Below are 22,347 nucleotides of genomic sequence, written 5' to 3'. Positions count from 1 at the left end.
TTAAATCTCAAAAGTGATTTTTTTATAAAAAATGTAAAGTTTCTTAACCTTTGTATTTGTGATCGTTACTTAGTGAAGTAGAATGGCAGAAGAAGTGTTAAATGTAGTTTCAGATCAAGTTAGTAAGTTCGATGCACTCCCCCAACTTATTGCGTCATCTCCATCTCTACAAATTGCACTAACTGTATTAATTGTAGGAATAATTGGAATTGTAATTGCATATAGAAGTTTTGCAAATTGGACAAAAAAACAAAAGTTTTCCTATACCAGACCACATTTTGCCCGATTTATGCGTGTAGGAGTTTTACCTTTCTTTGCAATCGCCTTAGTTTCTTCTACAAATGTGTATATTCAAACTACAGAATTATTTAATGACTCAGAACAAACTGTTGAAGAATTTAATGCTTCTGAGACGTTTGCAAAAACACTCAATACAATCAATATTTTAGTAATTGGTTATTCAATAGCACATTTAATTCCAATTTTTCTTGATAAGTTAGAAAAATCCAATCTTGAAAAGGAGGATTATCTGAATTGGAAAGAACTACGTGGTTTTAAAGACGATAAAGATGATTTGTTTCATAAATTATTTAAATGGGTTCCACCAAAGCATCCACCCGATGGATTAGATGAATCAGAATTTCAAAAATTATTAAAAACTTCTGAAGGTATAAGAAAACTTGAGTCTCTTCGTACCAAGAAAGGATATCCAATTGGTGGATTTGAAAATTTGGTGAAGAATCCATTTGAAAAATTCAAAGAATCAGAGAGAAGAAAATACAACGAGTATTACAATTTTTGCATAACTGGAAATAATGAATCTGGAAAAAAATTACTTCCTGGAAAAGATCCTGAGGAAATATATCAAATTGATATGTGGAGAGAAGAAAAAAGACTTAATCACTATGATCCAATAATTCCAGGAGGTCGTCCAGCTGGATATGCTGAAAGAAAAAGAAAAGATCTTCCTAAATCATATAAACAAATTCTTCCAATAGGAATTTTTGTTGCAGTTGTTTTAGGAATTGTCAGTTGGTGGGGTGTAGATCTTTTTGTATTAGCTACTGCAACTGGTGGATTTGCCATAGGTGTTGGACTTGCATTACAAGAAACAATGCAGAATTATTTTGCTTACATAATGATTAGAAAAGATAAGATATTTGTTGAAGGAGATAGAATTCAATTAGAAACTAATTTTAATGGATATGTTCATAAAATTACTCCCAGGGTAACCTATATCAGGCATGCTCTAAATGAGTCATATGCAGTAATTCCTACAAGGAATTTGGTAAATTCTCAGATAATTAACTATTCAAAAGAACTCAAAACTGTACCTGCAATTGTAAAAGTAGGGGTATCATATTTGAACAATCCAAAACAGGTTGCAGCAATTCTTGTAAAAATTGGAAAAAGAGCCATGAAAGAAATAGTTGATGAAAGAGGAAAACACATGGTAGTACAAAACAGATGTCCAAATTTGGATCAAAATCTACCAAGTTGTGGATGTGATAAAGAAATTTTAGAAGATTTGAATCAGCCAGTTGTGAGATTTAACCAATTTAATGATTCATCTCTTGATTTTGCATTATGGGTTTATGTGACAGATTATGGTGCGCAATTCAAAGTACAAACAGAAATGAGAATGATGATGTATGAAGAGTTTAAAAGATATGATATTAGAATTCCATGGCCAATTAGGACTGTTTACCAAGGAGATGAAAAGAGAGAAGCTAAAGAAATTGGTAGTCTAGATGATATCAGAAACAAAGTAATAGATGAGTTTGGAGTGGGCGATCTCTCTAAAGGTGGAGACGATTAGTTTTCTCAAAACTTAAGAATCCCATCAAATCACATTTCATTGTTGAGTAATTTATCAGTAATATCTGGAAAACCATCTGAAAGTTTAGCAAAAAGTTTAGCAAAAAGAATCAAAGCAAATCTTGTTAAATCAGAGATCAGAATATTTCCAGATGGGGAGAGTAAGATTACCATTACAGGTAAGTTATCAAAAAAGAAATCAATAATTGTTCAATCAATTTATCCTCCAGTGGATACCAATTTACTTCATGCATTATCATTAATTTCAAAAGCCAAAGAGATATCATCACAAGTAATTGCTGTGATTCCGTATATGGGATATGCCAGACAAGATAGAGAGTTTTTACCAGGTGAAATAATCACTATGAAAGTTCTAGGAAAGTTGTTTGCAGCTGCAGGTGCATCAAAGATTATTGTTGTAGATATTCACAGTCAAATTGGCCTTAAATACTTCTCAATTAAAACAAAAAATGTATCTGCAGTACCTGATCTTGTGGCATATTTCAAAAAAATGAGCCTAAAAAACCCTATTGTGATCTCCCCTGATCAAGGTGGCAAAAATAGGGCAAAAGAATTTGCATTAAAATTTGATTCAGAATATATCGCACTAAAAAAAAACAGAGATAGAAAAACAGGAAAAGTAAAAATTAAAACAAAAAATATTGATAAAGTTTCAGGAAGAGATGTAATCTTAGTTGATGATATGATTAGTACTGGAGGAAGTATTATCAAAGCAACACAATTTCTAAAAAAACAAAAATGTAACCGGGTTTATGTTGCATGTACACATGCGTTGCTAATGAATAATGCAGAAGAAAGAATAAAGAAATCAGGAGTAACAAGAATTGTTAGTGCAAATACAATTCCTAATAAAACATCATTGGTGGATGTTTCTAAGACAATTGCAAAGGCAATAATATAATGCCAGAAAGTTTTTTTGTTTTATCAAAAGATCATCTAGAGCTTGCAATAGATGAAATTACTGCTTTAGCAAAAATGTATGATAGATTTTCTAAGATAAAGGTATTATCTAACTTAGTAATTGTTCAATCTAAAATAAATTGGACTGAAATTGAAAAACGTGCTTCATTTGTAAAAATATCTGGGCAAATATTAAGAAAAATGTCAGGATTGTTTTTAGATGAAGACAATTTTGAAGTTTTAAAAAATGCAAAAAGTTTTGTTTGTAGAATTATTAATTTATCTTCAAATCAATTCAATGTTCCAGAATTAGAAAATTCAATGGGAGATATGATATCAAAATTTTCTCATGCAAAAGTTGAACTTGAGGATCCTGATATCACAGTATATCTAATATTTACAAATGAAGAGAATTTTTTTGGATTTTCTAAAAAAGATGGCAATAAACACATTCCTAAAAAAATAAAAAATCATCCTCATGAATTAGATAGAAAAATGACTAGATTGATGCTCAACCTTGTTGGATTAAAAGAAGGAGAAACAGTTTGCGACCCATTTTGTGGAACAGGAACTACCCTTTTAGAGGCTGAATCAATGGGTATTCATGCGATTGGTATAGATTTTGATGAAAAAATGTGTGAAATCTCAAAGCAAAATCTCAAAGCAAATCGATACAAATCAGAGGTAATAAATTCAGATTTTCAAGAAATGACAAAGATTTCTGAAAAATTTGATGGGATTGTTACAGATTTGCCTTATGGGAGGGCATCAAAAGTTTCTGATAATCCTGAGAAAATTATAAAAAAATTCTTTACAATATTACCAAAGAGAAAGAAATTAGCAGTTATGTACAAAAAAGAACTAGGACAGAATTTAAAATTAAAAGGATTAAAAAAATATGAAATCTATAGGCATAAAAGCTTGACTAGGACAATTTTGATAAAATGAAACTTGTGTTTTTGGGAACTTCAGCTGCGCAGCCCACTGAAAATAGAGGATTGTCATGTATTTGTTTAGAAAGAGATGGAGAAATTCTAATGTTTGATGCTGGAGAATCTGCACAGATTTCTTATATGAAATCAGGTTTGGGTTGGAATAAAAAAATGACAATTTTTGTTACACATCTTCATGGTGATCATTGTGTTGGAATTTTAGGATTATTGCAAACTATGTCTATGCAAAAAAGAACTGAGAAATTAGAAATTTTTGGTCCAAGTGGAATTGAAGAATTTATTGCTGCAAATATCAAAGTATTAAATTTTGGATTGACATTTCCAGTTTTGATAAATATAATTAAAGAAGGAAAAATTATAGAGAATAACAAATATTCAATGTATGTATGCAAAGCTAATCACTCAGTTACTGCATTTTCATATCTATTTGTAGAGAAAGATAAGCCAGGAAGATTTAATGTTGAAAAAGCAAAAGAATTGAGAATACCTGAAGGAGAATTATGGAATAAATTGCAAAGTGGTGAGAGTATAATCATAGAAGGGAAGGAAATATTATCTCAAGAAGTATTAGGTGAAAAACGTCCTGGCAAAAAAATAGGAATTTCAGGAGATACCATGCCTACTAAAGAATTAGAAGAATTTTTTTCGAAATGTGATTATTTGGTTTTTGATTCAACATTTTTAGATGAAGAGAAACAAAAGGCTCAAGATACATCACATTCAACAGCTAAACAAGCTGCAACATTAGCAAAGAATGCAAATGTCAAGAATTTGATTTTAACACATTTTTCTGCAAGGTATAAAGATGAAGTTGGTCATTTACAAGAAGCTCAAGAAATTCATAATTCAGTAGTTACTGCTAAAGATCTTTTAGAATTAGAGATTAAATGAATATGTTTGAACCTATAAGGGAACAGATTAAAGATTTTAGAAAAATTGTATTTGTTACTGGTGCTGGAATTTCTCAAGAAAGTGGAATTCCAACTTTTAGAGGAAAAGATGGTTTATGGAGAAATTATGACGCTATGCAATTAGCAACAATAGATGCATTTTATCAAAATCCAAAATTAGTATGGGAATGGTATAATGAAAGAAGAAAGAATATCATAGCTGCAGAGCCTAATTTTGGACATATAGCAATTACAGAATTAGAAAAATATGCTGAGGTAGTAGTAGTTACGCAAAATATTGATGGTCTTCATCAAAAATCAGGAAGTTCCAGAGTGTTAGAATTACATGGTAGTATTCTTAAAATCAAATGTACAGTTTGTGATTTTAGAGAAGAAATACTAACTGAATTTTCTGAGAATCCTCCCTATTGCAAATGTGGTAATTTACTTAGACCAGAAGTAGTTTGGTTTGGGGAACCACTACCACAAGATGTCTGGCAGGAATCAATTAAACATATCAATCAATGCGATCTAATGGTTATTGCAGGAACATCCTTAGTTGTATCCCCAGCAAATATACTTCCAATATATGCAAAACAAAATAAAGCATTTCTAATTGAAGTCAATCCTAAAGATACCGAAATGTCATCAGAAATGGATTTAGTGATTAGAGATACTAGTGCAAATGCACTACCAAAATTTCTATCATTGTTTAAAGAAAAATAATCAGGATTGTGAGAACATTCCATTTATTTTTGAATCTGAATTATCGCCAGGATTAAAAACTGAAGAATTTACGATACCATATTCTTGATGATCAACAATCATGTCAACATAATAGGGAATACCTGAAGCATCATTTACAATTGTTTCAAACATTGATGTGTAAAATGTTCCTGAAAAAATTTCTTTATGATCTGTTCTAATTTTTACATTTACACTAGTTGTTTTTCCACTTGAATCATAATATCGAAGCAGAATATCATTATCTGATTCCTGTATTGTTGATAACGATAATGTCTCATAGATTATAGGATCAGTATTTTGAGAAACTGGGTTTGTACTAGAGGATATTTCAGTTGATTCAGTCTGGAATTTAGCTTTTGAGTTATCTGTAAAAATATTTTTAACAGCTTTTAGTGGATCAAAGTTTGAAATTTCTTCATTTATTGTTTTTTGTGAAGAATCTTTTGCATCACTAATTTGATCACTTATTTTTTCACCAACTTCACTTATTTCATTAGTTACGCTTTTGCTAGTTTTATCTATAATATTATCAATTGAATCATCAAGTCTTTTCTCTACGGAATCTGTAGTTTTAGTACCAATATTGGATACATCTTCCTTTAGAGAATCAAAAACCGAGGCAGAGGTTGAAGGGAACAGAACATCGATTTCATTTGAGAAAATCATGCCTGCAAGAATAATTATTCCCGCAATTATGCCTAATTTAATGAACATATCATAAAGTTCTAAAAAACAGATTTTACATTCAAACTAAAAAAAATAGTCAATAATGATTGAATTTTCTTAACTAATCATTACCAAATGATATCCACTCAATAATTCTGTCGATGTTTGGTGAAGAAATAACCACTTTAATCGGGCCAAGTGGAGACTCTTCTGCTTCTTCACAAATTGCTATTTTTTCAACAAAGGCTGCCTGCTTATTCAGATAAAACCATGTGGAATTATCTAATAGGTTTTTTTCAAGATAACGTCTATAGGTTTTTTGAGAACGTTTAGAATGAATTGTTTCATAAATTTTTTCAAATGATCTCAAATCGTTTGATACTGCATTGACAGAATAGTTTTGAATTTCTATTTTTGAGAATGGAAAAATATTTGAGATGGCTTTATGTATTTTTTGAGAATCCTCTGAAGGATTAATTGATGAAAACATTTCAATTTTACACCTAATGTTAGGTATTTTCATTTTAGCCAGCTTTGAATAATTTTATACGCATTTTCAATTAATTGCTCTTTGGTTAAATCAATATTTGTTATTGCATAATCAGATAAAGCAATTGAATTACTGATGCCAACTCCTAATTCACGATTATCTCGTTCCTCAAAATGTTCTTTTGTTTGTGGATCGTCTGTTCTTCCTCTTTTTTGTAAAAAATTAAATCTACGATCTGTTGATGCATGAACTGCTAATAATTTTACAATTCCAAATTTTCTTAGTACTTTGATCTCATCATTAGATCTTACACCATCAATTAAGATTACATTTGCAGATGATGATTCTATTTCTGGTTTAATCAATTCAGCAATTGCTCCAGGACCATTTTTTTCTCTTAATTCAAGCATTAGTTTTCCAAGATTTGAACGGGTTGCCTCTATGTTTCTTTTTTTTGCTTCATTTCTTACTGCATTTCCCATATTGATAACATCATATCCTTTTAACTTTAGACCATCAGCAATTGTAGATTTTCCTGCTCCTGGCATGCCTGTTAAACATACAATAAGTTTTGTCATAATATAGAAAAAAAACTCAGGTCTATGAAGCTACCGGAAATTATTATAAAGATTATTCAAAGAATGTTATGATGCGTGTTTTTGTAGCAGTTGAAATAACAAATACAGGTGTAATCAAATCTATTGAAGAATTTCAATTCCAAATGAATATTGATGCAAAATCAGTAGAACCAAAAAATTTTCATTTTACATTACAGTTTTTAGGTGAAATTTCAGATGATGTCTCAAAGAAAACTATTTTGGCTCTTAGAAAGATAGAATTTTCCAATTTTAAAGTGAATTTAAGAGGTGTTGGAGCGTTTCCTAAGCCAAAATTTCCAAGAGTGGTTTGGATTGGTACAGATAATGATGGAGGAAATAGATTAGTTGCATTATCAAAGGAGGTTGGAAAAATATTAGAACCCTTGGGATTTCATCAAGATAAACCATTCAAGCCTCATATGACAGTATTTAGGATTAAAAAGAAGATTGGAGATATTACTGAGGAGTTGGAAAAACAAAAAGCATTGAATTTTGGAATTCAAGAAGTCAATAGTATAAAATTGAAAAAAAGTGAGCTAACTCCAAATGGACCAATTTATTCTGATTTAGAGGTGATAACAGCTAGATGAAAAAAATAATTTCAAAAATAGAGAAATTAGTTGTTCCATCCACATCATTAGAAAAAGCTAAACAGGAAACTGCAGAACTAGCTTTTAATTTAGTAAAAAATGAAATTAAAAAATTCTCAGAAGTAATAGGAATAGAATTTGGAGGCTCGTATGCAAAAGGAACATGGTTAAAACAAGATGCTGATGTAGACATTTTTGTTAGATTTAAAAAGTCTGTTTCAGATGATAGATTTGAGAAAATTTCTAGGAAAATAGGATTTGAATCATTAAAAAAATATTCTCCTTATGTTCGATATTCTGAGCATCCATATGTTGAGGCAAAAATTAAAAATACAAAGATAAATGTTGTTCCATTTTTTGATGTCAAATCAGGTCAATGGAAAAGTTCTGCTGATAGATCTCCATTTCATACAAAATTTATGAAAAAATCATTAACAGATAAAATGAAAAACGAGGTTAGAATTCTAAAGACATTTCTTAAAGCTAACGAAATTTATGGTGCTGAAATTGCAAAGCAAGGTTTTAGTGGATATGTATCTGAAGTATTGATATTACATTATGGAAGTTTTGAAAATGTAATAAAATCAATTTCAAAAATTAAAGAAAATCAAAACATTGGAAATGCAAAAAAGAAGTTTGACACATCAATTGTAATAATGGATCCTATAGATAATAATAGGAATTTAGCTGCAGCGATTTCAGATGAAAATATTGGAAAATTTATTCTTACTGCAAGAGCATTTAAAGAAAAAGCTAAACTAGAATTTTTTAAGAAAAGAAGTATTAGAATTTCAAAAAAACATTGGGAAAATTTGTTGGTTGTAAAATTTAATTTTAAGAAAAGAAGTCCAGATATTATCTGGGGTCAGATTAAAAGAGCCTCAACGTCCTTATCAACACAGTTAGAATTAGGAGGTTTTCGAGTATTACGTAGTAATTCCTTTACTGATCAAGAGAATGACGCCTATTTGTTCTTCTTTTTAGAATCAATGAAAATATCGCCAACCTACATAAAAAATGGTCCAGAATTTTTCAGAGAAGAAGATTCTAAGAGTTTTGTTAGCAAAAATATAAAAAATTCTGAACTTATGTGGATAGGAAAAAATAAAAAAATTATTTCATTAGAGAAAAGAACGTTTCCCGATGCAAGCAAATTTTTAACTAATTTTCTGAAGAATAATCTTAAAACAGGAATCCCAAACGGTATTCAGTCTGATTTAGAACGGGGTTTTGTCATTTCTGTTGGAAGTAAAAATTTAAGCAAATCAATTAAAGAGGCAGCAAATAAATTGATTTCAACTGATGCAACAATCCTTTATTTCAATTAAGAAACTTACCAATGAACCATACTCTAAAATTCTGGGATATCCTAAATCAACTAAAACTCAGATTAAGTCAAGAATCAAAGAGTTAGAAAAATTAAAAATCAAATCAATATCATTTACAGGTCCAACTACTATTGAAAATGTGAAAGTTTTAGGTAAAGGGTATGTGGGTGTTGTAGTTTTAGCAAAAAAAAATAATAAACTAGTTGCATTAAAAATTCGAAGAACAGATTCTCAGAGAAAAGAAATGAGGAATGAAGCAAAATTACTAAATTTAGTTAATCAGGTAAAAGTTGGTCCAAAAATGATAGCATTTTCAAAAAATTTTGTTGTAATGGAATACCTTGAAGGTGTAAAAATAAGTCAGTGGATAAACACACTACAAGGAACTGGTAGTGTAAAAAAATTTAAAAACACACTAAAAAAAATTTTAGAAGATTGTTATAGATTAGATGAGATAGGTTTTGATCATGGAGAACTAAGTAATATATCAAAACATGTTATTGTTGGAAAAACTAATTCTACAATAATTGATTTTGAGAGTTCAAGCACAAATAGAAGATCATCAAATGTAACATCAATTACTCAAGCATTTTTTATTGGATCTGGAATTGCAAAAAAAGCTCAGAAATTATACAAAAACCCATCAAAAAATGAAATTATCAGAGCCTTGCAACTATACAAGCAAGAGAAAACAAGAGAAAATTTTGATTATTTATTGAAAATTTTAAAACTTTAACGGGACCGGCAGGATTTGAACCTGCGACCACTAGTCCCCCAGACTAGTATCATACCAAGCTAGACTACGATCCCTCATCACTGAGGCACAAAATGAAATTATTAAATCGTCGTATTGAGTGAGAATAATTATGAAGATATGTAATATTTGTCATAAGATTTCTGCAACGGATCAAGATCATCTTGATTGTATCCAAAAAAGAAGTATTGAATTAGAAGATGAAAATTTTAAAAATCAAATTCCTGAAAAGTTGAATTTATCAAAAGATAATCAAGCCTTAGGAGTTGAAGTTAGAGCTATTTTAGAACATCTTACAAAAGAAAAAGACGAAGAATCATAACCAATTACTTAATCTTTCTTTTTCAAATTGTTGTTTTTTAACAAGGTTGTCTTCATTAGATTCTGTAAGATTTGTTGTTGGTTTTGGATTTGAAAACATATTAACTTCAATTACTGAAGCTGTATCCCTACCTGATTCTAAGAAACAGCCACCTTTACCATCAAAGTATACTTCTTCTTCCTTTGACAGAATTTTAGAAATTATGTTTTTTGCAACGGTAATGCCTTCACCCTCTGCAAATATTCCAGCTTTTGGAACTGCCATTGATTCAGTTACAGGTAAACTTGTTACATCACCTATAGCAAAAACATTTTCAAACTTTGTTTTACAATCTCGGTTGATTAGAATAAACCCTGATTCTTTTGCTAAACCTGAATCATAGATAACTTTTGGAGCAATATGAGGTGGAATTGCTAACAATAGATCAAAATCAGTTTGAGAATTTTCAAAAATTAATTTGTGTGGTTCAACAGATTTTATTTTTGAAGAATTATGGAAAACAATTTGTTCAGAATTTACTAATTCAAGAATTTTCTTACTTACATCAGGTCCAGCTGCTGGCAATGTAATTGGTGCAGGACTATAGAAATCAATTTGAATGGAATCACGAACACCACGTTTTCTAAGCATAGCATCTATGAGTAAACTAGCCTCAAATGGTGCTGGGGGACATTTGTATGGCATCCCCATTATTGAGATAGCAATTTTTCCAGATTTTATCGACATTAGTTTTTCATGAATTTGTGAAAGATGATCATGATCATAAAGATTGAATCCATGTTCTTTAAGACCAGGTATTTTTTCAGGTGCTAAAACAGCCCCCATTGAAATTATCAAATAATCATAAGAAATTGTTTGGGAATTAGTTTTGATATTTTTGGTTTTAGGATCAATTGACAATATTTCTTCTTTTATGAAAGTTATTTCTTTTTTTCCTAAATTATTTAGAGAACCTACTGAGTTTTCAAAAGTTCGTGTTCCATTAATAATCCATAATTTTGCAAATCCAACCATAAACCAATCTTTTTTATCTATTATTGTAATTTTTAATTGAGAAGAACTTAGCGAATTTCTTAATTCATTTGCAGAAGCAAGTCCTCCAAAACCTCCTCCTAAAATTACAACATGTGGAATATTTGTCAACTTAACGTTCTTGTGTAGTTGGTCTAATCAAAATTTCATTTACATTTACATGTGAAGGAGAATCAACTGCAAATAATATTGCATTTGCTATATCATCTGCTTGTAATGCTTCCATTTTTTTTGCATTTTCAACAAATCCTTGTAAAGATTCATCTGTAATTGTATCATTTAGTTCTGTTGCAACAACTCCAGGTTCAATGCTTGTGACTCTAATGTTTGATCTGACACTAAATTCTTGTCTTAGACCTTCACTAAATGCAGCAACTGCATGTTTAGTTGCACAATAAACACTTCCCGCTGGAAAAACTATTCTGCCAGCTACTGATGAGAGATTTACTATATGACCAGATTTTTTCTCTTTCATATGATTGATTACTGAGCCTGTGGAATACAATACTCCTTTAATGTTCACATCAATCATTCTATCCCATTCATCAACCTTGAGGTTTTTGAAAAAACTCAAAGGCATCAATCCGGCATTATTAACAAGAATGTCAATTGTGCCCCATTTATCCAAAACAGCCTTGGCAAAATTATCACATTCTTCTCTTTTAGTGACATCTAATTTTTGATAAAAAACTTGACCGCCATTTTCAGTTATTTTTTTTGCAAGTTCTTCTAATCTATCAACTCGTCTTGCACCAATTGCAACCTTTGCTCCGGCTTTAGATAATGTAAGTGCGGTAGCAAATCCTATTCCACTACTTGCCCCAGTAATTATTGCAACTTTATCTTTAATCAATTAAATCACTAAAATAATTTCAATTTAATCATGGTAAAAATGTTTAGATAAATTTTAGAATTTCTAACAAGGTTATTAAAAGAAAAAAGATTACTTAAGTTGTGAAATCAGAAAAATGTGCTTATTGTGGAGATTTAACTGATTTACCTTTTCAATGTAATTATTGTAAAGACCCATTTTGTTCAGAACACAGACTTCCAGAAGAACACAGATGTGTTAAACTTAGCCAAATCAGAGCAAAAAGATTTGGTGAGAGAAAAGTAATTAGAGATGGGGGAAGAAACCGACCAAATATACTTAAACGATTTTTTGGTAGATTTTAAAATTAGTAAGGACTTTTGTCTGGTGATATTTTTGCACGTCTTCCCTGATAAATCAAAGCAATTGCAAGAGCAAACATGACCATTGCAGTTAATGGGAAATTTTGTGGTGCAGGTAAGATAAACCAATAATAAATTCCAAACCCAATAGATACAATTGCTTGTGTCCAAAGTTTTGCCCATTTTGGTACTTTGATTAATCTACTAATTACTTCAACGACAAAAATTCCAATTACTGGATAAATAGTATAGAAAAGAAAATCAATCACATCAACTCCAGTATGGGACATAATAGGCTAACTTTGTTGGTGTAATTTTTATCTAATCTTCCCAACGTACCTTGGTTGCAATATTTTTAGAAATTAGTGCCTGAGCATTTTCATATGGAATTGTAGCAATATCTTCAGTTTTGAAAGGACCATATTTTTCTAGATCTGCGCCTACAATTTCATCTGTTTCTTTGAGAAATCTTACGACAATTTTTTTTGTTTTATGATTTTGTGATAAAGATTCAAGAAATTTTGATTTACCATTAATTGTAGCTGAGAGAATCATTTCAATTCTTTCTTTTTGTTCTTCTTGAGAATCTAGAATGTATTTTTCTTCATCAAGAAGAAATGCCATTTCAAAATCTTCTGATTTTGAAATTTTGTCCAGTCTAATTTGAATTAGTAATGAAGTTAGTTCAGTTGCCATTTCAATCATAGTGTCTTTAATTTTGCTTTCTACTCCATCAAATTCTTGTTTTCTTAAATTTCCAATAAAATCGGCAAGATCAATGTAAAAAGTTGGTTCAATTTCTAATAAGGAATCATTTTCAGTTTCTCTTAAAACTAAATGATGTAATGAGTTGATATCAATTTGATTTGATTCAGACATTTCTTACCTAATCCTTAAATCCCCGATGTATTTGTGTTTGATTGAAGAACAGAATTGCCCTATAAAGTTAGTCATGGAAAAGCAATACAAGTAACATACTCACCTGATGAAGTTTTCTCGAGAATACAACATGAGGGAATACAATTTATCGATTTACAATTTACAGGTTTAACAGGTCATTTTCATCATACTACAATTTCAGCTGATACATTTACACCTGAACAAATGAGAGATGGGTTACCTAAATTAGATGGTTCATCAATTGTTGGATTTACTACCATTGATGATTCAGATTTACTCTTAAAGCCAGACCCAAATACATTTGCAATAATTCCATGGATGACTGAAAATAAAACTGCTAGAATGCTTTGTGATGTTTATTGGGGAGAAAATAGAGGAAGATTATCTCGGGATCCACGAGGTATTTCTCAAAAAGCTGAAGAATTTATCAAGAGTCAGGGATATGATTTTAGTACTTGGGGTCCAGAAGTCGAGTTTTTTGTTTTTGATAAGGTGCATTGGGATGTTTTAACACCATACAAAGGACAATCATATTCAATTGAATCTAAAGAAGCTCCATGGAGTCAAGAAGGGAATGGATATCCAATGGGATTACAAGAAGGATATTATCCAAGTACACCATCGGATACTCTTACACCCTATAGAAACGAATGTGTAAACATACTGAAAAATAATTTTGGTATACTTTGTGATAACCATCATCATGAAGTTGCTACTGCAGGCCAATGTGAGATTGATATCAAATATGATTACATGACAAATGCTGCTGATGCTGCACAATCTTACAAGTATGTGATTAGAAATGTTGCTCAGAAATATGGAAAAGTAGCAACTATGATGCCAAAACCAATTGCTATGGATTCAGGTTCAGGAATGCATGTTAATGTTAGTTTATGGAAAGGTAAAGAGAATGCATTCTTTGATCCAGATGATGAGATTGAATTAAGTCAAGTTGGAAGATATTTTTGTGGTGGAATTATTAATCATGCAAAAGCACTTTCAGCAATTTGTAATCCTACTACTAATTCGTATCATAGATTAGTGCCAGGATATGAGGCACCTGCATATATTGCATGGAGTTCAGGAAACAGATCTGCAATAGTAAGAGTTCCAAAACATCTTACGGGTAAAGAATATGCACATCTAAAAAGACTTGAATTTAGAGCACCTGATCCTTCATCAAATCCATATCTAGTTTTTGCAGCAGTAACAGCTGCTGGTATGGATGGAATTAAAAAGAAAATGGATCCTGGAGAACAAGTACGTGATGATATCTTTAAGATGACTAAATCAGATAGAACAAAAAGAGGAATAGGTGTACTTCCTAAGAGTCTTGGTGAAGCATTAGACGAATTAGAAAGTGATAGAAAATTCCTTAACCCTATTTTTACAAATGACGTGGTAGATAAAATTATAGAATTAGAAAGAAGAGATCAACGTGAAATAGCAATTAGACCCCATCCACATGAATTTTATCTATACTTTGATGTTTAGGTTCTTCCAGTAAGTTGGAAGATATAGTATAATGAAATAGCAATTAGTCCAAATCCTATTCCAAGATAAATCTCTCTTTTCTTCTCAGATGTTGCAGCCCTGTACAATAAAACTGCTCCAGATAGACCAACAAATAGAACCAAAACCCCAACTACTACTCCATCAAAACTTGTGTTAGTAATTAATGGATGAAAGAATCCAGCAAGTAATGCAAAAAATGCAACCAAGTAAATGTATTTGAATCCAGTTAATAATTTTGAAGAAATTTTATTCAATGTTTTTCGTAAATTCAGTTATCAAATAAACTTTTGAAATCTATCCAAAAATTTTACATCATTCCGCCCATGTCAGGCATTCCACCCATTCCAGGTGGCATTCCACCCATTCCAGGTGGCATTCCACCCATTCCAGGTGGCATTCCACCTTCTCCTCCACCAGGTGGTCCTCCACCTGATTTTTGAGTAGCAATTACATCATCAATTCTAAGTATCATACATGCAGCTTCTGCAGCTGCAGAAACAATTTGTAATTTAACAACTAATGGTTCAATAATATCACTTGATTTCATATTTGCAATTTTACCTTTCATTACGTCAATACCAGTCCATTTTTCTCCTTTTTGTTGTTTTGAACGAAGAAGTGTTAGTGTATCAATAGGATCCATTCCAGCATTTTCTGAAAGTGCTAAAGGTATTGATTCTAAAGATTCGGCAAATTTTTCTGCAGCTAATTGTTCTCTTCCTTCTAATGATTTTGCCCAAGATCTTAGTTTGGTTGCTGCATAAGTTTCAGGTGCTCCACCACCAGCAACAATTTGTGGTTTTTCAATTACATCTTTTACAACCATTAAAGCATCATGTACTGATCGTTCTACTTCATCAACTACTCTTTGTGAGCCTCCACGAAGAAGTAAAGTAACTGACTTTGGATGTTTGCACCCTTCAATGAAAACCCATTTGTCTTCTTCAATTTTTCTTTCTTCAACAATCTCTGCACCACCAAGATCTTTTTCATAAAGATCATCTAAATTAGTGACAATTCTACCACCAGTTGCTTTTGCTAGTTTTGTAAGATCACTTTCTTTTATTCTTCTAACTGCAATAATTCCAGCTTTTGCAAGATAATGCTGTGCCATATCATCAATTCCTTTTTGACATAAAACCACATTTGCTCCTGAACCAATAACTTTGTCAACCATTGTTTTGAGCATTCTGTTTTCTTCATCTAAAAATGATTTTAGTTGTTGTGGATTTGAAATGTTAATTTTAGCATCAGTTTCAGTTTTATTGATTTCAAGTGCAGTGTTAATTAATGCAATTTTGGCCTCAGAAATTTTTCTAGGCATGCCTCCATGAACAACTTCTTTGTCAAGAACGATACCCTGAATAATCATTGAATCTTTGATAGATCCGCCTGCCTTCTTTTCAACTTTAATATCATCAATATCAACATCAAACTTTTCACCTTCTTTTTCAGCAACTGCAAGAATAGATTTTACAATAATTTCAGCAAGTAAATCAGAATCTTTTCTTACAAGTTTAGTCTGCATTGAGGTTTTTGCAATTTTTGTAAGAATATTCTTATCATTTGGAGTGATTGTATCTGCAATACTTTCAAGAAATTGTTTTGCCTTTTTTGCAGCTTTTCTATATCCATCTACAATTATTGTTGGATGTACATTTTGATCAATTAGAGACTCAGCATTTGCAAGAAGTGCACCAGCTAAAACAACAGCTGAGGTAGTTCCATCTCCAACCTCATTGTCTGTGGTTTTAGAAATTTCAACAAGCATTTTGGCAGCTGGGTGTTGAACGTCAATTTCTTTTAAAATAGTAGCACCATCATTTGTAATTGTAACATCACCTAGAGAGTCAACTAGCATTTTATCCATGCCTCTTGGTCCTAGACTAGTATGGACAATTTCAGCAATTATTTTAGCAGCAGCGATATTGTTTTTTTGTGCATCTCTGCCTTTTGTCTCAGAACCGCCTTCTTTTAGAAGAACAACCGGCATAGTTCCTTTTGATGTTGCTTGCATGCCCATAGATGCAAAAACTCCAGATTCCCCTTTTATACCTTCCAGATCATAAGAAGAAATTAGAAAGTAATCATCGGTGTTTTTAAATTGGGAAAATAAAGTTGCCAAATATGGCTAAATCAGCTAATAAGGAATCTTATGATAAAATTTTCAGTAAATTAAAAGAACACCACAAGTGGTTTGAAAATTCTATTCCATTAATTGCCAGTGAAAATATTCCAAGTCCAGCAGTAAGAGAGGCCATAATTTCTGATTTTGGTAACAGATATGCTGAAGGTTGGCCTGGGGAGAGAGTTTATGCTGGATGTGTCTACATTGATGATGTAGAATTCGAGTGCATGAAATTAGCCAAAAAACTTTACAAAGCAAAATTTGCTGATGTTAGACCAATTTCGGGCGTGGTTGCAAATTTAGCAATTTATTCAGCTTTTACAAATCCGGGTGACATAATGTTAGCTCCATCAATTCCTGCAGGAGGCCATATTTCTCATGGGAAAAAAGAACATTCTGGAACTGCGGGATTAGTTCATGGTTTGGAAATTGAGTTCTATCCATTTGATGCAGAAGAGATGACGATTGATGTCGATAAAACAAAACAAAAAGTCAAAGAACTAAAACAAAAAAATCGACTTCCAAAAATGGCAATGTTTGGTGGTTCATTATTCTTGTTTCCTCATCCAGTAAAAGAATTATCAGATTTTCTAAAGAGTTATGATATGCACATAAATTATGATGCAGCTCATGTTGCAGGTTTAATTGCTGGAGGTAAGTTTCAAGATCCGCTTCGAGAGGGAGTCGATACAATGACTATGAGTACTCATAAAACATTGTTTGGACCTCAAGGAGGACTTGTGTTAGGATCTAAAGAACATGAAGAAGGAATTAAGAAAGCAACATTTCCAGGATTAACAAGTAGTCATCATATTCATCATATGGCTGCAAAAGCTGTTGCTTTTGCAGAAGCATTAGAGTTTGGAAAAGATTACGCTACACAGGTAATTAAAAATGCAAAGTTATTTGCTGAGGCACTAAATAATATGGGTTTCAAAGTTTTAGGAGAAAGTAAAGGCTTTACACAATCTCATCAAATTGCAGTTAATGTTTTAGATTATTCTGATGGTGGAAAGGTAGAAGCAGATTTAGAAAAAGCCAACATTATTGTTAATAGACAATTAATTCCAGGAGATATTAAGGCAGGACGAAATTATTTCCATCCGGGTGGAATTAGGTTAGGAGTTTCAGAGATTACACGTCTTGGAATGAAAAAGAATGAGATGCAAGAGATTGCTTCTTTCATTAAAGAGGTTGTAATTGAGAAAAAAGATCCAAAAAAGATTCTTCCAAAAGTAAAGGCTCTCAGAAAAAATTATCAAAAAGTAAAATTCTGTTTTGATAATAAATTGGGTGCTTATGAGTACGTAAAATTAAGATAGAATTAGGCATAATCAGTTAGAAGTGATTGGTCGCCTTGATTTTTTCCAAATACTAATTCAATTTCATCAGATAGAGCATGAATTCTTCCTCTCTGATATTCACTAACATCGTATTTTTCAACTAGTCTTTTAGCTAGTTTTAGATATTTTTCCACAGAGCCTCTGGTTATAGTAGGAATTAGTTTATGGCCACAAATACATGTTTGAATTAATGGCATTCTTCTAAATGATTTTCCACATCCTGTGCATCTAAAGTTCTGTCTAGCATAAGCTCTGAGATTTCCCATTATGTCTGGAACAAGATGTGTTGAAATCACATTTGAAACAATTTCTGAAGTATTTACAGCATCAATTAATTCAGCATTTTTAATTTGCATATCAAATTTGTCAAGCATTGAACCAAGTGTAGAATATGCACTACGTGATTTTGAAGTGGTTAAAGATGTAGTAGAATGAGTAAAAAAGTAATCATAAAATTGTCTTTCAGTTTCAAGACGTGATTTAATAATTTCCACTGTTGTTACATCTGATGCTTTAACTTGTTGAAGAGTTGATTCAAAGAATTCAAGGGGTAAAGATTTTGTTACTTCAAGGTTATGTGCTTGTGGTTGGGATTCATGAGGCAAAACGAGAGGTTGGATTAGTAATGGAGCATCCATTAATCCACCAATTCTATCAGAAAGAAACTGCCTTGAGAAGTTAAGAAGACTATCCATTAAGAGCATTATTGAATCAGCATCACCATCTGCATCTCTTCTTTTTGCTGAATGCCAATTTGGTGTTGCAAAACAAACATGAGTTTCAGTATAACCAATAATTCTCCCTACAATTCCAACTGAAGTATGTGGAGCAAGACCAATTATTAGATGTCCTACTAGTTCTTCAATATTCTTTACTTTATAGAATGGAGAATTTCCATAGAATTTCTCTAGAAGAGTATCTATGTATTTACATGTTGCAACGAGATATTTTCCACTCTCATATGGAATTATCACGTCTTGCATTCTAAGTTCTAAAATTTGATCTGAGTTTTCAAGAGGTTTTCCTTCAACATCATGAGTGTAACCCAACATCTTGAGTTTCTCAATTGATGTTCCAATCCAAGAAGGTTTGAATTGGGTTAAAGGTGAATTTGTTGCGTCAAATCTCACGGTTCCATCTTTGAAAACGGTTAGCCCATTGTTTTGTCGTACTAGTCCCTTCTCTAATGGTTCTGCAATCCTATCTTGATTGATAAGTTCTTTTACTCCTTTGAATGGTTCTTGTGCACGTAATCCAATTTTTTCTTGAGCTGAGAGTAGTTTTGCTTTTAGTGGGAATTCTTTATGTGAATGAGCCTGAGCCTTTCTCTTACATTTTACACAATATGGTTCGTTAAGAGTATCTCTACAATTAGAACATCTATAGTTAATTGATGTTTTAATTCCACATTTTGAACATTTTATTCCAATGGAAGGTTCGTTACATTGAGCACAATGTCGATTGTAGATGTTTGTGAAAAAATGCTCATTTCTAGAGGCTTTTAGAAGATCTCTGGTTGGTCCCCCTTTATCACTAATTGGAAATAAGACATGTGTTGGAGGTTTCATTTGTCTTGGAGCTGCTTTTTCAGGTCTTCCAATTCTAACACCAATTGAAGTAGAAAATTTATTTTTAATTTGAATTCCAGATGAGGTTGTTAAAATTTGTGGAACAGATAGTTCAGCAATAATTGGTTTTTCCCTAAAAAGTAAATTAAAAAATATTTTTGCTTCTTGATTTTCTAATAAAATCAAATTATTTTTAATTTTATGAGGAACTCCTAGTTTTTCCAGAATTTTTTTACTTTCAATTGGATATTCGATTGTTTCATCATTTACTTTATTTGGTTTTAAAAGTTCAAGTAGTTCTTCTGAGGAAATCTTATCCCAAAAATACAGGTAATGTGGATGTAGGGGGATTTGGAAATCAAGAGATAGTTTGATAGCTTCGTCTAATGTTGGGATTTTTGTCAAAAATTGAGATAGGTTTTTGTCATCGGGTTCATATTTTTGAATTTTTTGTTTTAATTCTTCTATCCAAAATTCTTCAACATACCCAGATGGTACAAGTTGAGCATTGTTTTCAAGAAAATCACCAAATGAAATCAGGATGTCTCCAAGATGTAAGATTTTTTCAATTTCTTTTTTGATTTCTATTCCATGTTTTACATCTCTAATTTTTACAACATCTCCATTTTTCATACGAACTATTGGAGTGTCAATTGAATCCACAAATGCTACAGTTGCCCCCTTTCCAGGAATATCGATTTTAACCTGAGTTCCTACTGCGATTGTATGATCTAAAATCTCTGCAATTACTGGATGAATTCCTACCGCAGCAAATCCCGTATTACAAGATCTGCCATATCTTAGTCTAAATCCTCCTAATTTGTTAGGCATTGATAAAACTGATCTACCTGTAATTACTTCACGCATTCTTTTTGCTGCAGCGTCTTCTTGATTATCTCCGGTTTGAACTGCTCCCTTCAGATCGTTAAGCCATTCCCATCCATCTAGATTATACAGTTCAATTCTTTTGAGTAGTTTTTTAGATCTGCCAATCAAACCATCATTTAAGACTCTTAATGCTCCTCCTCTAACCCTATCAGTTTTGATTCTAACCATGGATTTGTGATTTACAACTTCATAAGGATCTGTATCTACACCATCTAATTCAACTGGAAGATTAGAAATTACATGTTCAATGTCTTCATCTAAAATATGGAATTGAAAACTGCTTGCTTCCCTCTCGTAAATCCTCAATTCTTCAACAAATCTGCCTGTTTCATCATCAAATGAGTTTGCTTGGAATTTAGAAAGACCAGCTGTTTTTCTCACATGGTCAGCAATTAACATAGTTACTGCTGATTCAGTACCTCCTGCTGAACGCATTGGACCTGCAATTGAAACTGAGAGATAATCTGAACCATCTTTGTTTTTCTTTATCTTAACTTCACTAATACCTTGTAGTGGTGCAATTGTAACTCCTTCAGTTACAATTGCTAATCCAACACGGACTGCTAAATCAAGTTTTTCTTCTAGTGATGAATCTGGAAGAGTATATTTTCCTAAAGCGATTTCTTTTGATAGAATTAACGCAGAAAGTTCCTTTCCATTAATTTTTAGAAGTTCCCTTAATGGTTCTGCAATATCAATTTCGTGCATCTTGGCAACTCTATCAGCCAGATCAAATGCAATTTTAGGCTCAATAATTCCAGATGAATCTACAAGACTAGATTTTGCATTTGCTGCATGTTCAAAAATAGAGTAAGTCTCAGTGGATAAATTTGAGTAATAATCTTGATAATAAGCAGGCATTTTGATGCCACTAATACGGGAAATAGCGTCATTTTCAGACATAATACAACACTATTACTTGCTTCTTTGAATTGCTTTTGCTATTTCATGGAGTTTTTTAATGCTTCCTCCTTTTTCAAGGAAGGTGCCAATAACTAAAGCGTCAGCTCCTGCTTTGACCAAACTTTGGGCAGTTTTAACATCCCTAATCCCACCCCCAACAATCAGAAAGCCATTAAATACATGTCTAACTGTCTTTACCATTTCAGGGGTAACATTGGTTTTTGCACCAGAGCCTGCTTCTAAATATACAAATCTCATCCCTAAGAATTGTGCAGCTAAGGCATATGCTGCAGCAATTTTAGGTTTATCAAATGGTATTCCCCTGGCTGCCCCTACAAACCATGCTGATGTTCCATCTCCTATTACCAAATATGCAGTTGGAAGTGGTTCTAAGCCAAATTTTAGGACACTTGGTGCACCTAATGCTTGTGCTTGAGTAATAAAATAAGGGTTCTCAGAGTTCATTAATGAGCTAAACAGTATGGCATCTGCATCAGGAACAACTCCTGTAACATTGCCTGGGAAAAGAATTATAGGAATTTTAATTCCTTTTTTAATTCCTTTAACAACTTTTGACATTTCAATTTGATCTGTAGCAGATGAGCCGCCTACAAGTATTGCAGAGGCCCCTATTTTTTCAACATCTTTTGCAAGTTTACTTGAGGCTTCTAAATTAGACACTTCAGAGTCTATTAACACGAATAACAATGCCTTTTTCTTTTTTAATTCTGATTTTAGGAATGATTCAGTTTTATTTCCAGCCATAATGGAGGTTTGTAAATGACTCTTTAAAGTTTAATTGGAATGTCTGTATACAGA

General features: G+C 31.9%; 23 protein-coding genes and 1 tRNA gene. 12 read left to right on the top strand and 12 right to left on the bottom strand.

What is annotated here, in order from left to right; genetic code table 11:
• The first annotated feature begins 82 nt into the window (after positions 1 to 82).
• The 5 genes from K5790_RS08700 to K5790_RS08680 are packed head-to-tail and all read left to right on the top strand — an operon-like array spanning position 83 to position 5,308.
• Positions 83 to 1,819 carry a mechanosensitive ion channel domain-containing protein gene (locus tag K5790_RS08700; RefSeq protein ID WP_297594225.1) on the top strand — a complete coding sequence of 579 codons (1,737 nt, stop codon included), beginning with the start codon at positions 83 to 85 and terminating at the stop codon, positions 1,817 to 1,819.
• A gap of 42 nt (positions 1,820 to 1,861) precedes the next feature.
• Positions 1,862 to 2,740: a ribose-phosphate pyrophosphokinase gene (locus tag K5790_RS08695; protein ID WP_297594223.1), complete on the top strand. Its 879-nt coding sequence runs from the start codon at positions 1,862 to 1,864 to the stop codon at positions 2,738 to 2,740.
• Positions 2,740 to 3,687, top strand: coding sequence for a DNA methyltransferase (locus K5790_RS08690; RefSeq protein ID WP_297594221.1), 948 nt, complete (start codon positions 2,740 to 2,742; stop codon positions 3,685 to 3,687). The genes K5790_RS08695 and K5790_RS08690 overlap by 1 nt, the downstream gene beginning before the upstream one ends.
• The gene (gene rnz, locus K5790_RS08685) at positions 3,684 to 4,583 is read left to right on the top strand and encodes a ribonuclease Z (protein ID WP_297594219.1); all 900 of its coding nucleotides are present in this window, start codon (positions 3,684 to 3,686) and stop codon (positions 4,581 to 4,583) included. Before K5790_RS08690 ends, rnz begins: the two co-directional genes overlap by 4 nt.
• A 2-nt stretch (positions 4,584 to 4,585) precedes the next feature.
• Complete coding sequence (locus tag K5790_RS08680) at positions 4,586 to 5,308, top strand: NAD-dependent deacylase (protein WP_297594543.1); 723 nt, start codon at positions 4,586 to 4,588, stop codon at positions 5,306 to 5,308.
• Here K5790_RS08680 and K5790_RS08675 read toward each other — a convergent pair whose 3' ends face one another.
• The 3 genes from K5790_RS08675 to K5790_RS08665 form a co-directional block, all read right to left on the bottom strand.
• Positions 5,309 to 6,043 carry a hypothetical protein gene (locus tag K5790_RS08675; protein WP_297594217.1) on the bottom strand — a complete coding sequence of 245 codons (735 nt, stop codon included), beginning with the start codon at positions 6,041 to 6,043 and terminating at the stop codon, positions 5,309 to 5,311.
• A gap of 73 nt (positions 6,044 to 6,116) precedes the next feature.
• Complete coding sequence (locus tag K5790_RS08670; RefSeq protein WP_297594215.1) at positions 6,117 to 6,518, bottom strand: RNA-binding domain-containing protein; 402 nt, start codon at positions 6,516 to 6,518, stop codon at positions 6,117 to 6,119.
• Positions 6,515 to 7,063 carry an AAA family ATPase gene (locus K5790_RS08665; RefSeq protein WP_297594213.1) on the bottom strand — a complete coding sequence of 183 codons (549 nt, stop codon included), beginning with the start codon at positions 7,061 to 7,063 and terminating at the stop codon, positions 6,515 to 6,517. Before K5790_RS08665 ends, K5790_RS08670 begins: the two co-directional genes overlap by 4 nt.
• 71 nt (positions 7,064 to 7,134) lie before the next feature.
• Here K5790_RS08665 and thpR point away from each other — a divergent pair, with 71 nt between their 5' ends.
• Genes thpR through K5790_RS08650 form a run of 3 tightly spaced genes read left to right on the top strand, consistent with a single transcriptional unit; the run spans position 7,135 to position 9,738 of the window.
• Positions 7,135 to 7,674, top strand: a complete 540-nt coding sequence (gene thpR / locus K5790_RS08660; RefSeq protein ID WP_297594211.1) for an RNA 2',3'-cyclic phosphodiesterase — start codon at positions 7,135 to 7,137, stop codon at positions 7,672 to 7,674.
• A complete protein-coding gene (gene cca / locus K5790_RS08655) occupies positions 7,671 to 9,002 on the top strand; it encodes a CCA tRNA nucleotidyltransferase (RefSeq protein ID WP_297594209.1) in 1,332 nt (443 codons plus the stop codon). The genes thpR and cca overlap by 4 nt, the downstream gene beginning before the upstream one ends.
• The gene (locus K5790_RS08650; RefSeq protein WP_297594207.1) at positions 8,977 to 9,738 is read left to right on the top strand and encodes an RIO1 family regulatory kinase/ATPase; all 762 of its coding nucleotides are present in this window, start codon (positions 8,977 to 8,979) and stop codon (positions 9,736 to 9,738) included. Before cca ends, K5790_RS08650 begins: the two co-directional genes overlap by 26 nt.
• On the opposite strand, the gene K5790_RS08645 is transcribed toward K5790_RS08650, so the two are convergent.
• Positions 9,739 to 9,812, bottom strand: a tRNA-Pro gene (locus K5790_RS08645).
• Between the two features lie 56 nt (positions 9,813 to 9,868).
• Between K5790_RS08645 and K5790_RS08640 the strand changes: the two genes are divergently transcribed.
• Positions 9,869 to 10,078, top strand: coding sequence for a hypothetical protein (locus K5790_RS08640; RefSeq protein ID WP_297594205.1), 210 nt, complete (start codon positions 9,869 to 9,871; stop codon positions 10,076 to 10,078).
• Here K5790_RS08640 and K5790_RS08635 read toward each other — a convergent pair.
• Together K5790_RS08635 and K5790_RS08630 are read right to left on the bottom strand one after the other, a co-directional pair.
• Positions 10,073 to 11,221 carry an FAD/NAD(P)-binding oxidoreductase gene (locus K5790_RS08635; protein ID WP_297594203.1) on the bottom strand — a complete coding sequence of 383 codons (1,149 nt, stop codon included), beginning with the start codon at positions 11,219 to 11,221 and terminating at the stop codon, positions 10,073 to 10,075. The two genes, K5790_RS08640 and K5790_RS08635, sit on opposite strands and share 6 nt — an antisense overlap.
• A gap of 1 nt (position 11,222) precedes the next feature.
• On the bottom strand, positions 11,223 to 11,963 hold the full coding sequence (locus K5790_RS08630) for an SDR family oxidoreductase (RefSeq protein ID WP_297594201.1): 741 nt from the start codon (positions 11,961 to 11,963) through the stop codon (positions 11,223 to 11,225).
• Positions 11,964 to 12,064: 101 nt separating this feature from the next.
• Here K5790_RS08630 and K5790_RS08625 point away from each other — a divergent pair, with 101 nt between their 5' ends.
• Positions 12,065 to 12,286, top strand: a complete 222-nt coding sequence (locus K5790_RS08625) for an AN1-type zinc finger domain-containing protein (RefSeq protein WP_297594199.1) — start codon at positions 12,065 to 12,067, stop codon at positions 12,284 to 12,286.
• A gap of 2 nt (positions 12,287 to 12,288) precedes the next feature.
• Here K5790_RS08625 and K5790_RS08620 read toward each other — a convergent pair whose 3' ends face one another.
• A complete protein-coding gene (locus K5790_RS08620) occupies positions 12,289 to 12,552 on the bottom strand; it encodes a hypothetical protein (RefSeq protein ID WP_297594197.1) in 264 nt (87 codons plus the stop codon).
• A gap of 52 nt (positions 12,553 to 12,604) precedes the next feature.
• The gene (locus K5790_RS08615; RefSeq protein ID WP_297594196.1) at positions 12,605 to 13,162 is read right to left on the bottom strand and encodes a hypothetical protein; all 558 of its coding nucleotides are present in this window, start codon (positions 13,160 to 13,162) and stop codon (positions 12,605 to 12,607) included.
• A 54-nt stretch (positions 13,163 to 13,216) separates the two neighbouring features.
• On the opposite strand from K5790_RS08615, the gene glnA reads away from it, so the two are divergent.
• The gene (gene glnA / locus K5790_RS08610) at positions 13,217 to 14,677 is read left to right on the top strand and encodes a type I glutamate--ammonia ligase (protein ID WP_297594195.1); all 1,461 of its coding nucleotides are present in this window, start codon (positions 13,217 to 13,219) and stop codon (positions 14,675 to 14,677) included.
• Here the strand turns inward: glnA and K5790_RS08605 are convergent.
• Positions 14,674 to 14,952: a hypothetical protein gene (locus tag K5790_RS08605; protein ID WP_297594194.1), complete on the bottom strand. Its 279-nt coding sequence runs from the start codon at positions 14,950 to 14,952 to the stop codon at positions 14,674 to 14,676. The two genes, glnA and K5790_RS08605, sit on opposite strands and share 4 nt — an antisense overlap.
• Before the next feature lie 53 nt (positions 14,953 to 15,005).
• On the bottom strand, positions 15,006 to 16,721 hold the full coding sequence (gene thsB / locus K5790_RS08600) for a thermosome subunit beta (protein WP_297594541.1): 1,716 nt from the start codon (positions 16,719 to 16,721) through the stop codon (positions 15,006 to 15,008).
• A 104-nt stretch (positions 16,722 to 16,825) separates the two neighbouring features.
• On the opposite strand from thsB, the gene glyA reads away from it, so the two are divergent.
• Positions 16,826 to 18,148, top strand: coding sequence for a serine hydroxymethyltransferase (gene glyA, locus K5790_RS08595; protein ID WP_297594192.1), 1,323 nt, complete (start codon positions 16,826 to 16,828; stop codon positions 18,146 to 18,148).
• 2 nt (positions 18,149 to 18,150) lie between these two features.
• Here the strand turns inward: glyA and K5790_RS08590 are convergent, their stop codons facing one another.
• Entirely contained in the window at positions 18,151 to 21,528 is a 3,378-nt protein-coding gene (locus K5790_RS08590) for a DNA polymerase II large subunit (RefSeq protein ID WP_297594190.1), read from the bottom strand.
• 12 nt (positions 21,529 to 21,540) lie between these two features.
• Complete coding sequence (locus K5790_RS08585) at positions 21,541 to 22,293, bottom strand: geranylgeranylglyceryl/heptaprenylglyceryl phosphate synthase (protein WP_297594188.1); 753 nt, start codon at positions 22,291 to 22,293, stop codon at positions 21,541 to 21,543.
• Positions 22,294 to 22,347 lie beyond the last annotated feature (54 nt).

The organism is Nitrosopumilus sp., assembly GCF_025698945.1.
In the GTDB taxonomy this organism is placed as follows: domain Archaea; phylum Thermoproteota; class Nitrososphaeria; order Nitrososphaerales; family Nitrosopumilaceae; genus Nitrosopumilus.
The sequence above is the reverse complement of the archived record's forward strand: the minus strand, read 5'-3'. Positions and strand labels throughout refer to the sequence as shown.